Source organism: Lactobacillus sp. WILCCON 0149 (assembly GCF_057197965.1).
In genome coordinates this window covers 1,260,425-1,272,729 of sequence record NZ_JBUBHO010000001.1, presented here as the reverse complement: position 1 = coordinate 1,272,729, position 12,305 = coordinate 1,260,425, and the positions used below count along the sequence as shown (strand labels likewise).

Annotated in this window: 14 protein-coding genes; 13 read left to right on the top strand and 1 reads right to left on the bottom strand. The window is 44.9% G+C overall.

All coding sequences use genetic code 11. The annotated features are described in order from the left end of the window. Positions 1-3: 3 nt before the first annotated feature. The 4 genes from ACYVUV_RS05860 to ACYVUV_RS05845 all read left to right on the top strand — a co-directional run bounded on the left by ACYVUV_RS05860 (position 4) and on the right by ACYVUV_RS05845 (position 3,564). On the top strand, positions 4-1,212 hold the full coding sequence (locus ACYVUV_RS05860; RefSeq protein WP_484499177.1) for a metal-dependent hydrolase family protein: 1,209 nt from the start codon (positions 4-6) through the stop codon (positions 1,210-1,212). Positions 1,213-1,526: 314 nt separating this feature from the next. Then, entirely contained in the window at positions 1,527-2,306 is a 780-nt protein-coding gene (locus tag ACYVUV_RS05855; protein ID WP_484499176.1) for a hypothetical protein, read from the top strand. A gap of 91 nt (positions 2,307-2,397) precedes the next feature. After that, on the top strand, positions 2,398-3,006 hold the full coding sequence (locus tag ACYVUV_RS05850; protein ID WP_484499175.1) for a hypothetical protein: 609 nt from the start codon (positions 2,398-2,400) through the stop codon (positions 3,004-3,006). A gap of 15 nt (positions 3,007-3,021) precedes the next feature. Then, positions 3,022-3,564 carry a hypothetical protein gene (locus tag ACYVUV_RS05845; RefSeq protein ID WP_484499174.1) on the top strand — a complete coding sequence of 181 codons (543 nt, stop codon included), beginning with the start codon at positions 3,022-3,024 and terminating at the stop codon, positions 3,562-3,564. A gap of 12 nt (positions 3,565-3,576) precedes the next feature. On the opposite strand, the gene ACYVUV_RS05840 is transcribed toward ACYVUV_RS05845, so the two are convergent. Further along, positions 3,577-4,092: a DNA topology modulation protein gene (locus ACYVUV_RS05840; RefSeq protein ID WP_484499173.1), complete on the bottom strand. Its 516-nt coding sequence runs from the start codon at positions 4,090-4,092 to the stop codon at positions 3,577-3,579. A gap of 293 nt (positions 4,093-4,385) precedes the next feature. On the opposite strand from ACYVUV_RS05840, the gene ACYVUV_RS05835 reads away from it, so the two are divergent. The 9 genes from ACYVUV_RS05835 to ACYVUV_RS05795 all read left to right on the top strand — a co-directional run bounded on the left by ACYVUV_RS05835 (position 4,386) and on the right by ACYVUV_RS05795 (position 12,289). After that, positions 4,386-4,619, top strand: coding sequence for a G5 domain-containing protein (locus ACYVUV_RS05835; protein WP_484499172.1), 234 nt, complete (start codon positions 4,386-4,388; stop codon positions 4,617-4,619). A gap of 32 nt (positions 4,620-4,651) precedes the next feature. Next, positions 4,652-5,311: an IS607 family transposase gene (locus tag ACYVUV_RS05830; RefSeq protein ID WP_484499171.1), complete on the top strand. Its 660-nt coding sequence runs from the start codon at positions 4,652-4,654 to the stop codon at positions 5,309-5,311. Between the two features lie 108 nt (positions 5,312-5,419). Further along, positions 5,420-6,799 carry an IS3 family transposase gene (locus ACYVUV_RS05825; RefSeq protein WP_484498894.1) on the top strand — a complete coding sequence of 460 codons (1,380 nt, stop codon included), beginning with the start codon at positions 5,420-5,422 and terminating at the stop codon, positions 6,797-6,799. Further along, complete coding sequence (locus ACYVUV_RS05820) at positions 6,799-8,295, top strand: RNA-guided endonuclease TnpB family protein (RefSeq protein ID WP_484499372.1); 1,497 nt, start codon at positions 6,799-6,801, stop codon at positions 8,293-8,295. Before ACYVUV_RS05825 ends, ACYVUV_RS05820 begins: the two co-directional genes overlap by 1 nt. A 617-nt stretch (positions 8,296-8,912) precedes the next feature. After that, positions 8,913-9,095, top strand: coding sequence for a hypothetical protein (locus ACYVUV_RS05815; RefSeq protein ID WP_484499170.1), 183 nt, complete (start codon positions 8,913-8,915; stop codon positions 9,093-9,095). Beyond that, positions 9,088-9,435: an IS66 family insertion sequence element accessory protein TnpB gene (tnpB, locus tag ACYVUV_RS05810; protein ID WP_484499044.1), complete on the top strand. Its 348-nt coding sequence runs from the start codon at positions 9,088-9,090 to the stop codon at positions 9,433-9,435. Before ACYVUV_RS05815 ends, tnpB begins: the two co-directional genes overlap by 8 nt. 55 nt (positions 9,436-9,490) lie before the next feature. Then, positions 9,491-9,745 carry a transposase domain-containing protein gene (locus tag ACYVUV_RS05805; protein WP_484499045.1) on the top strand — a complete coding sequence of 85 codons (255 nt, stop codon included), beginning with the start codon at positions 9,491-9,493 and terminating at the stop codon, positions 9,743-9,745. Then, positions 9,702-11,045, top strand: coding sequence for an IS66-like element short variant transposase (locus ACYVUV_RS05800; RefSeq protein ID WP_484499046.1), 1,344 nt, complete (start codon positions 9,702-9,704; stop codon positions 11,043-11,045). The genes ACYVUV_RS05805 and ACYVUV_RS05800 overlap by 44 nt, the downstream gene beginning before the upstream one ends. 209 nt (positions 11,046-11,254) lie before the next feature. After that, a complete protein-coding gene (locus ACYVUV_RS05795) occupies positions 11,255-12,289 on the top strand; it encodes a zinc-dependent alcohol dehydrogenase family protein (protein ID WP_439774990.1) in 1,035 nt (344 codons plus the stop codon). Positions 12,290-12,305 lie beyond the last annotated feature (16 nt).

The window sequence follows — 12,305 nt, the reverse complement described above, 5'->3', positions numbered from 1 at the left end:
CTTATGACCAAGACGACTTTTGTTAACTGTAATTTATTTGTTGGGACTGAAGATGAGGTAAAGGAAAATGCCTGGTTTACCGTTGATGACGCGACTGGGAAAATTACTGAGCTCGGTCAAGGCGAGGTAAAAGCCGCTGACAAGACGGTAGATCTTGATGGCCAATACGTGATGTCTGGTTTGATCAATGCCCACACTCACATTGGTATGGATCCTTATGCCAAGCGGGCATATCCAGAAACTGAAACCAGTACGACCGTGGCAGCTTTGGAGAATCTGCGGTCAGGCCTGCAAGGCGGGGTGACTTACCTGCGCAGCTGCGCGGTTGGCTTTGACGTTGATATCAAGTTGAAGCGGGAAAGAGCGCAGCATCCTTTTGAAGGGCCGGGGATCATGCCATGTGGCCGGGCAATTTCAGTAATTGGCGGTCATGGGGATGCCAGAAATGGCGAAAACAACGAATTTGAGTCATCCTGGCTGGTTAACGGGCCGGACGAAATGCGTAAGGCGGTCCGGACGCAATTTAAGCTAGGGGCAGAAAACATCAAGTTGATGGCTACAGGCGGGATCATGTCGACGACTGACCAAGTTGATGATACGGAATTGACTTTTGAAGAAATCAAAACGGCAGTTGAGGAAGCCCATTCCAAACACATGACGATTTGTGCCCACGCTCAAGGAGCGCAAGGGATTCACTATTGTGTTGAAGCAGGCGTTGATTCAGTAGAACACGGTTTCTACGTGACTGACGAAGATATTGAGACCATGAAGGAGAAGGGGATCTTCCTTTCACCAACTTTGATTGCTGGTTACCAGGTTGCCAATCTACCAGATGACACGCCGGATTTGACCCTGTTCTCAATTCAAAAGATGCGGAATGCTTTGGATGACTTTTACACTCATGTTGGCCGGGCGATCAAGGCCGGAGTGAAATTGGCTTTGGGGACTGATGCAGGTACTCCAGCCAACCCACTGAATCAGACTTGGAAAGAACTGGTTGAACTTACCAGAGCCGGGGCAAGCAATTATCAAGCTTTGCGGGCCGCCGGCCTGGGCAGTGCTGAACTGCTGAAGATCGACCAGGAATACGGCTCACTTGAGGTCGGCAAGTATGCTGACTTCCTTGTGTTGAAGGATAATCCACTGCAAGATGTGGCAGCGGTAGGTCAAAGCGATAAGCAAGTATACCAACACGGACAAAGAAAGTTTTAGTGAACGTAACTCTAGACAGTTTTCTGTCTAGAGTTTTTATTTTTTTGGAAAAGAAACTGGCGTTCGGGAAAATATGGTGGTAGAATAAGGACAGAAACAGAACGTGCGTACGGCTTAGGGATGAGATGCAGGAGGTAATTGATAAGTGCCTCAGAGACTAAGGAGAGAGTAGTATGGCTGTTGCAAATAAGATATTGTACTTTTTTTGGTACAAAAATAGATGGATATGCTATAATTTGGTGCAAAACAGGCAAGTTGATGTGAAAAAATGAATGAGTTAAAGTCCTTATGTTTTAGAAATGGAGGTGAAGAAGTTGGATGAGCAAGGGTACGTAATCGTCGACAAAGAAACAGGTTTATATTTCGCGAGGAACTGTTCTGAAAGATATACTGTCAACCTTTGGCAAGCGTCTAAGTACCAAGAGAAAAAATACGCCCAAAGAATGCTGGATATGATAAAGAAGAGTCCGGCTGCCTATAAAACCGCAAAACCTGAGAATCTGACCTTGCAGCTCTGTAATCTCAAAGGATTGAAAGAAAAGACGCCGGAAGAGCTACTGTCAAGGGAGCAGGAAGAAGAACTTCAATCATTCATGCAAGAGATCGGCCGGGGCACGGCATATGACAAGATTAGTGATTTTTGCAAGAATCCCTTGTTTATTGAGCCTTTGAGAAATCTGCTGCTGGAAAAGATCAAGCATGACACGGATGTCACCATCGATTTGCTTCACGTCATCGAGCTGACGCCGTACAGTCAAGACTTAAGCGCGAAACTGGTAAAGTTCGAGCGAAATCAAAGACTTGATCGGCGCAAGTACAAGGATGCCTTGAATCTGCTGGAGCTGCTTTATCCTAAAGGAGCGGTGACGACAACAGAAGAGAGGATGCGGCAGTATGTGAAACGGGTCGTTAAAATTCAGACTGAACGCCGGGTGTATGTTGTCAGAACGCAAGAAGTCAGTGAATCTTTTTACGGCCTTTTCAAAGAAGAGGGCGGAATGATGTATTTGGCAATGCGCAGGCCGCTTCCAAGCAAAGCTGCTGGGTTAAACTGGTTAACAGAAACAAGGAGAAAAGTCTCCCAACTGTTGTAGCTGGGAGAAATTAAGTTAAGGGGTTATTAAAGTTGGTACTTTCAATAGTACAAGCAATAGATGAAGCTAGAAAATTTTAGGGGGTAAAACGATGAAGTCAGAAGAAGAAATCGCCAAAGTCGAATTGGACGCGGGGCTTAAGGAAGTTGATGACGGTGACAAGAATGAAGCCTTGGCCAAGCTTGCGTTCATCTTTCGCCTGGAATTGATGGAGAAGAACAATCTGAACCTTACTGAGCAAGAGGGGACGCAGTTAGGGATGGTTTTGACTACGATCATGATGGACATGACGGAGCATGGCCGCCTCACGCAAGATCAACTTGTCCAAGAATGCAAGAACATTTTGCTGCAGAAGAACAGGAGAATCATGGCAGAAGGCGATGGCCGGCTTGCACCAGGGCAATTGCAGGAACTTTTAGCCGCGAATAATATGAGTGAAGAAGAGTTTGCGGCAAGAGAATTTGAAATGGAAATAAGCAAGTTTCCTCGTGACATGGATCCAGTGATTTTGGCAACGTATGCTTTTGCCAGAATGAAGAAGCTCATGGAAGAAGAGTTTCCGAGCTTTGAAGATGACGATTATGCACACATGGCCTCGGTACAGATTACTGTTTTGGCAGATATGCTGCAGAGCGGGATTTTGAGTTACAACGATCTGTATCAAGAGACGTTGGAAGTAATCGAACAACTGCTTGGATAGGAAGAAGGAAAAACAATGATATTGATGGACAGTCTGGATGAACTGTATGAGATTGTTGACAAGACAACTAAAGAGGATGAGCTGGTCAACGACTTCACTAGAGTACGGGTTGACGTTGCTCAAGCGAGGAATAAGCTGCATTTGCTCCACGCTTTGATGGAATCGAGGAATTTGTCTGAAGAAGAGGCGATGAAGGCATTGGGATACGCGCCAGCTTCGGTAGAAAGATGCAAACAGGCAGTTGCTGATTTAGGGCAGTTAAAGGAAACGGATGATAAATTTAGCGATAAGAAGTTGAGCAACGAAGACATGGTTTCTGTTTTGAATTCAATCATGACCATGGGCGGAGGGGATGACTTGCAAGAAGCCATTGAAGAACTCACTAATGAAGATCCAAATGGCAGCACAAGCATGAATGAAGTATTTACCCAACATACAGCAAAGAGAATTGCCAAAGCAAAGGCAGCGCAAAATAAGCATGCAGTTGAGTATCTGATGCAGTCTATGAATCTCGACAAGTATCAAGCAGAAACAGCATTGGGACTGGATGCTGAATAAGCTGATTTGCTGCTAGTCTTTTATATTTTGCAGATACTCGTTAAGTTGCTGCTGATCCCGGAGGACAACTACTTTGCTGGGATACTTTTTCTGGACTCGGACATAGCGGTCTTGGATATTTTTTGACCGGCCGTCCCAAAGAATCCACTTGATAAACTCAAAATCCAATTTTTCATCGCAGCCTACTGTCATATCAGGCCGGGTCTTTCCTTTGTAGTTACGATAGCGGTTGATGCAGCGAAGCAGGCAATCTTTTCTACTGAATAAGAGTTGGATAATGATGTCCGCTTCAATGATTCTGCGTTCATAGCTGAGTTTGTTGTAGTTTCCATCAATGACCCAGCCGCTAGGATTATCGTTAAGAAAAGTTTGGACGATCTTGCCTTGTTCTTCCGTTGATCTCGTTTTCCAGTTTGGCAAAAATTGGACGCTATCCAAGTGAAGAATGGGAACTTGGTACAATTCACCTAACTTGCGGGATAGAGTTGACTTGCCAGAGCCACTGTAACCCATTACTGCGATCTTCATGATGTGTTCCTTTCGGTATTCTTTTGACGTTATCAATATTATATCAAGTCAGCTACACAGTAGATAAATTATACCCATGGATCATCAAACTTTCTTTAGTTTCTTTGATGATTTGTATAGAACTAGAAACTAGTGGAGCAATGCGAATGTATTGGGTCTATGGTGCCGAACAAGAAGTCCATAACAATTGAACCTCACCCGGAAGATAAGAAAAGTGGTGCATATTCTCGAATTCCACTATCAGACCTACCTATGGTCTCACGGTAGATGAGATCCAAAGAAAGATTGATCAAGTGGTTTCTGTTGGTACTAAGTCGGAAGTTGAATACAAAGTTACTCCTTATAAAACGATTCAGAAGTATGATCCTAATCTGCCAAAGGGGACTACGATAGTTACAGGCGGGGAAAATGGCTCAACTAAGAGTATCACGCCATACTATTTAGATGAAAAAACGGTTTTGACTGCTGAAAAGTATTCATTTTATCCAATGCTAAATAGCAACGTTTCTTACCAATTCTTGATATAATATCTATATCGAAAGATTGGAAGGAAGAAACGATGAGCGAATACATGTCCATATCAAAAGCAGCTGAGTACCTTAACGTTGCCAAGTCAACTCTCCGCAATTGGGAAGCTGAGGGATTGATTACACCGCTTAGAACCGCCTCCAATCAACGTCGCTACACTAAAGAAATGCTAGATGAAGTTCTGCAAGGAAATGTGACGGCATCTAAGCCTAAGAAGCTACTGACCATCGGCTATTGCCGGGTTTCTTCTGGTCATCAAAAAGAAGGCCTCCAAAGGCAGAAGGATGTAGTGTCTAGATATTGCGAAGTCAATGGCTATCAGTTTAAGATCATTCAAGACGTTGGATCAGGTCTCAACTATAAGAAAAAGGGCCTAACCGAGTTGATCAACATGATCTGTAAGAAACAGTGTGAACGAGTCGTGGTAAATTACCAAGACCGACTTGTTCGTTTTGGCTTTGAAATGATTGAGACGATCTGCCAGGCAAACGACGTAGAGCTAGTTGTCATCAATCAGACAGACAACGTTGATCCTAATTCAGAACTTGTAGAAGATGTTTTATCTATAATCACTGTTTTCTCAGCTAAGCTGTATGGAAAGAGGTCGCGTCAGAATGCAAGAGTCATCCAAGAAAGCCAAAAGCTCTTCAATCAAGCAGACAGTGACAAAGACTCAGCCCAAGACAGTTAGAGTCTACTCCAAAAAGTTAAGCGATGAAAAATTTGCCAGAATGTCCGACTTCTTTGAAAGATTGATATGACCCCCGAAATTAGGACACTAATTTCGGGGGTTATTTTCATGACTAAATACACTAAAGAAATCAAACTCGCTATTTACCACGAATGGGTAGACGATCATAGAAGAGGCACCTACCTCAGCCGAAAATATGGGATGGAGCGCGGAGGAATCCAATATTTGGTAGACTTGATCCAAAAGCATGGCGAAGACATTTTGGATCGCCCACAACAGAAATATACTGCTGATTTCAAGCTTGCTGCCATTGATAGAGTTCTGCTAGGTGGTGAAGCTCTTAGGCAGGTTTCCTTAGACTTAGGGCTTACAAATACAGGAATTCTTGCAAATTGGCTTCGCTCTTTCAAAGAAAACGGGTATACTGTCATTACCAAGAAGAAAGGTAGACCACCCAAGAATGCCCAAAAGCAAGGACAAACAACGGATCAAAGAGCTGGAAGAGCAGGTAAAGAGGCTTACAGTCGAGCTTGCATACATAAAAAAATTGGAGGCCTTAATTCAAGAACGGAAGAGCCAAGAAAAGAAGAATTAGCTCGTGCAATCACTGAATTAAGGCAAGAATTGCGGCTTAGCGTTAAGTACATTATCGACGTTATCAATGCCAACCCTGGATTGCCTCATATCTCAAGAAGTAACTACTACTACCAAATCCATAAGCCTGATAAGGATTCTGGTAACCAGAAGCTGATGGATAGAATCAAAGAGATCTTTCTTGAACACAGCCGACGCTATGGGTACCGGCGAATTTACGGACAGCTTCGCCGGGAAGGCTATGAGATCAACCATAAGAAGGTGCAGAGGCTCATGCAAAAGATGGGCTTATTCGCCATCGCAATCCGCAAGAAACGTAAATACAGCAGCTATTACGGCGTTCAAGGCAAGATCAAGCCAGACTTAATCAAGCGCAATTTTTACGCAATTATTCCGGACAGACATTGGTTTACCGACGTGACTGAATTCCATCTTAAAGATCAAAAGCTCTACCTTTCTCCAATTATCGATGGTTGTACCCAAGAAATCATCTCCTACAACATTTCTAGGCACCCAGACCTTAAGCAAGTGATGACTATGCTAGATGACGCATTTGAGAAGCACCCGGCTCTTAACGGGCTTATTTTCCACTCAGACCGTGGCTGGCAATATCAGCACCAAGCATATCAAGCGGCTCTGGCTAACAGAGGGATCGATCAGAGCATGTCCAGGTTGGGTAATTCTCTTGATGACGGCTTAATGGAGGGCTTCTTCGGCATTCTTAAGCGGGAGATGTTCTACGGCCAAGAACATAAATACAAGGACTTAAATGAGCTTGAACAAGCTATTCACAAATACATCGATTACTACAACAACGTAAGAATCAAGACAGGACGAAAAAACATGACCCCGATTGAATATCGGAATCATGTTTTAACAACCTTAACGGCGTAATACTAAATTGTCCCAATTTTGGGGGTCACATCAGATACGGCAGATGTCGGCATTTCTTTTTGAACCGCTACTGCGGCATCAAGTCGATGCTTGCGGTTAATAGCTGGCAGGCCCTGCGCAACCAAGTTCGCAAGTGGGACAAACCGGTTAAAGGCGCAAAAGGAAAGCTGGAAACAGTCTACAACTTTCAGACCAAGCACTGGGTAGGCGCTCTCCGTGAAGCATGCGCCAACATAAAAAGTATGTGGTCGAATCTGGCTAACCGCTTGAAGAAAGTGATCCAAGGAAATGAAAATCTTTCTGCAGATCAGCGCCACCTTTTGTTCTTTATCTTGAAATTTAAAAGTGCATGGCAAGCCGTTCTTCTTCACAAGCCAATTGAGCTGCCGGAAGAATATGCCGAAGCTTTAACTGAAATAGAAGCTAAGCTGACGGATAAGCAAATCAAGCAAGCATACAGCTACTTACACCGAATTACTTACCGCTACCACTACCGGGCACGCAAGTCGGGCAAGCTTGGCTCTAGCATGAAGTGTGACTTGAATTGGGCATTTGAAGGAAATACTTTTTCATTCAGTTCAGATGTGCCTAGAAAGCAATTTTCTATAGAGATGACCAGTCCGTGGAGTTATCCACGGACCGGCGATATCACAGTGGTGCTTGACCGCGTCAAGCAGCGCCTCGAAGTTCATAAGCTGATCACTAGCAAACGCTACAGCAACGATTCAAAGAAGGCGATCGGCATTGACAAGGGGCTTGCCACCTTGCTTTCCTGCAGCAGCGGCAATGAATATGGTAAAAATTTCTGTAAGCTTGCAAATGCCATCGTTGACAAATATGGCAAGCGAAACGCAAATCGGCAGCCATATATGAGTCTGCGCTGGCTGCTCAATCAGCAGCTTGAGCAACTGGAAAAGGCAGATAAACCTTTGTCTAAGACAGCTTCGAAGAAGAAAAGAAAACTGCTTGGCAAGCTTAAGAATCTGGAGCAAAACAATATCGGCAGAAAGTCGTATGAAAAGAGCTACCGCTCAGCTCAAGAAACCGTCCGAAGCTTTATCAACTGTGCGATAAACAGGATGATTGAGAAAGAGCATCCGGCGGTCATTGCCAAGGAAGACTTGACATTCGTAAAAGAAAAAGGCGTCAAATCAGATAACAGCAGATTCGCAAAAAAGATGCGCAAGCGCTTGAATTCATGGACTAAGGGCCAGTTGGATGAACGCATTGAATATCTTTCAAGCAAGAACTCGATTGAAACTCATGATGTCAATCCGGCATATACTTCTCAGTACTGTCCGATCTGCGGGCAGCATTTTGAGGAAAGATACGGCAGTCATCATGAACTGACTAAATGCAAGAAATGCGGCGAGATGAATGCGAATATCGCCGCAGCAAAAAATATATTGAGTAGATTAACTGACGAAGAAATCACGCTTTACACGCCTTACAAGCGAGTTAAGGAAATTCTTGACAGTCGGATAAAAGAAGCATAAGCCTAGTAATACTACAAAGTTGAAGGCTCTAGCATGTAAGAGCAGTCAGCTTTAACGAACTCAGTTCGGGGTATTAAAATCGCGGCTTGACTGCTTCGAGAAGGCATCACGATATGCTTGCCTGCTTTTTTGCGGGCAAGATGCCTTCAAGACTGCCATGCTAAAAGTTTTCAGTGGGGCAGATAAAAAGCTATTGGATGACGCCATCCGGCGTTGTTTGACAGCCAACCGTACTCACTGACCTTAACTTCAAAAGGTTAAAAATCTGATTTCTTTTGCCAAGTTGAATCTACCCATAGATTTCACTAGAAAGGAATATCAGAAAAACTTACCAATACTGATGTGATTATCAAGATTTAGTAAGTTTTATGATTCGGGATATGTCCAAGCAGGTGCTGAACTCGAAGTTAAGAACCCGGTTGATAAGGTCGTTGTCATTGGAACCAAGGAAAGCAACTAATCTACAGAGAAGGAACTAATCAAACCATACACTAACAAACCGCATCCCACGCATGGGGTGCGGTTTTGTGTAAGCACCCAATAGCGCGGTATCTATCAACCCCCGGGCAATAGTCATATACTGTTCTTAACAATTGAATACGGAGGAACACGATATTATGACTGAACATCCAATCGTACCGCTCGAGCTGCCGAAGGGCAAACTCAGAACTAGGAATAAGCTTCCAAAGAACAGGCTCGTTCTCAATCTGAAGTCCAATGGAGTTGAGCTGTCATTTTACAGTGATGCCACTAACGAGCTTATGCTCGAAGTCGTGGACAGGTTCTTGAGCCATGATTAATCTGGCTGAATTAGGTCGAGTGTTCATTGTTTGCGGTAAGACCGACATGCGCCGGGGAATTGATTCGCTTGCTTACATAGTTAAGAAGAGCTTCCATCTCGATCCCTTCTCTGGAAGTGTCTTTCTCTTCTGCGGCAGCCGAAGAGATCGCTTCAAAGCACTTTATTGGGACGGCCAGGGATTCTGGCTGCTCTATAAACGCTTTGAGAACGGGAAGCTGGCCTGGCCAAACAATGAAGACGAAGTTCGAGAGTTGTCTGATGAACAAGTCATGCGCTTGATGCAAGGCTTTACCATTGATCCTAAAATTAATACCGCAAGAGCTCGTGAATTCTATTGATTTCACGAGCTTTTCTGGTATTCTTATGATTATGAATCAAGGAGGGACAGCGATCATGACCGAAAAAGAAACTTTAGCTTTAATTGAAACGCTTAAAGCTAATATCGAAGCGCTCAAAGCAAATAACGAAGAATTGCTCAAGCAGGTTGCCCTTCTTACTGAACAAGTTGCTTATTTGACTAATAAGCTTTACGGCAAGTCTTCCGAAAAGAGAGCTGTCAACCCAGATCAACTGAGCCTTTTCGAGGAAGACAATGCCTCTCAAGATGACGAGGACTTACCCTCGCGTTACCGAAACTATTACCTATAAGAGACGCAAGCAAGTCGGCAGAAAGCAAGATATCTTAGATTCTCTGCCGGGCGAGGAAGTTCATCATCGTTTGGATGATCTTACCTGTCCAGACTGCCAGCACGAGCTGAAAGAGATCGGCAGCTTCTGTGCTAGAAAAGAGCTGCTCTATATTCCAGCCCAGGTTAAACGAATCGATCACATCCAGCACTCTTACAAGTGCCAGCACTGCAGTGATGAGGCACCAGCTGACAAGATTATCAAAGCACCTGTACCCAAGGCACCATTAACCAACAGTCTTGGCTCAGCTTCTTTGATCGCTGATACGATCTATCAGAAGTATGTCCTCAAGGTTCCTGCCTACCGGCAAGAGAAAGACTTGCGGCGCATGGGCCTTCCGCTTGATCACAAGACGGTTTCGAATTGGCATATCAAAGTCTGCGAGTACTACCTCTCCAGCCTTTACGAGCTCTTGAGAAAAGAGCTGCTAAAGCTGGATGTCATTCACGCAGATGAGACGCCATATCGAGTCTTAGACAGCGAAAGAGCTAAAGACTACGTCTGGACCTTCTTATCAGGCAAGCATGCCGAGAAGCCGATTGTCCTGTATCACCATGGATCACGAAAAGGTGCCGAAGCGTGGGATTTCCTCACAGGCTTCAGCGGATACCTTCATTGTGATCAATATCCTGGCTATTTACGATTAAGCCAACAGGATGTGACTCTTGTAGGCTGTATGGCTCATGCAAGACGTAAATTCCATGATTCCTTGCCTAAAGACAAGGCTAGAGAATCAGACGCAACTTCAGTGGCTAATCAAGGGATCCACTACTGTAATCAAATGTTTAGCCTGGAGCACGCTTGGGAAGATCTTTCCGCTGAAGAGAGATACGAGAAGCGTCAGTCTGAATTAAAGCCTCTGCTAGAGAAGTTTTCCGACTGGTGCTCCAAGAAATCAATCTCCGTGTTGCCTTCCGGCAAGCTGGGGACGGCCTTCCAGTATTGCATAAAGCACATGGACAAGTTCATGAACGTTCTAAAAGATGGTCGCCTTGAACTGTCCAACAACAGAGCAGAACGAGCAGTCAAAGAGATCGTCATGGGACGCAAGAACTGGCTCTTTTCACAGAGCAGTTCCGGCGCCAAGTCCATGGCTATCATTATGAGCATACTCGAAACTGCCAAGCAAAATGGCTTGGATCAATTCAAATATATCAACTATCTTCTAGACAAGCTGCCCAATGAGCTGTCATTATTAGACGATCAACGTCTGGAAGCCTATTTACCATGGGCTGAGAATGTTCAGCTCCACTGCAAGTAAAGTCCCATAAACTGATTAATCCCATCTTAGCATTGCTAGGATGGGATTTTAATATACTCTGCTATTGGGTGCTTACGGTTTTGTAATCTAAGGGACTATACCTTTCATGAATACCAATATACAAGCTAAGTAATCGCCAAAATTATAGCTAAAGGCTACAATAATCATAAAGAATATTAGCGAATTTTTACAAGAGAAAGCGAGAAAAAATGAAAGCAGCATATTTCGTTAAAAAGGGCCTGGTTGAAGCCCGGGAAGTTGAAGACGCGACACTTGAACAAGACACCGACGCGGTGGTTCGCGTAATTAGAGCCTGCGTCTGCGGTTCAGACCTGTGGTGGTTCAGAGGCATCTCTGACCGGCCTGAAGGCACGGTTGGCCACGAAGCCATCGGGATCGTGGAAGCAGTCGGTGACAAGGTCGACAATGTCAAGGTTGGTGACTTTGTTATCGCTCCCTTTACTCACGGCTGCATGAAGTGCAAGATCTGCAAGGCTGGTTTTGATGGCAACTGTCCTAACGTAGAAGCCGGCGGCAACAAGGGCTACCAGGCAGAAAAGCTGCGTTTTAAGAACGCCAGCGCCTTGGTGAAAATCCCTGGCCAGCCAAGCGACTACACTGAAGAGCAATTGAAAGACCTGTTGACTTTATCAGACGTTATGGCAACCGGCTACCATGCTGCGGCTAGCGCGGAGGTTAAGCCGGGGGATGCGGTAGCAGTTATCGGTGACGGCGCGGTTGGCTTGTGCGGGGTTATCGCGGCTAAATTGCTCGGTGCTGAAAAGATCATTTTGCTCAGTCACCACGAAGACCGGGCAGCCTTGGGTAAGGAATTCGGCGCAACTGACATCGTTAGTGAACGCGGTGAAGACGCGGTCAAGAAGGTTTTGGAACTGACTGGCGGCTACGGCGCTGACGCTGTTTTGGAATGCGTTGGGGCAAGCAGCTCTATTGACCAGGCTGGTCAGATTGCCCGTGCTGGTGCGGTTGTCGGCCGGGTAGGGGTTCCGCAAAAGGAACCGGAAACCAACAAGTTCTTCTGGAAGAATGTCGGCTGGCGTGGCGGGATCGCTAACGTCACTACTTACGACCATGAAGTATTGCTGGACGCTGTTTTAAAGGGTGAAATCCACCCAGGCAAGGTCTTCACTAAGAGTTTTGACCTTGATCATGTGCAAGACGCATACGATGCAATGGACCAGCGGCAAGCAATTAAGTCATTGCTGGTTGTGGCAGACAAGTAATTTTTTTATGGGTGAT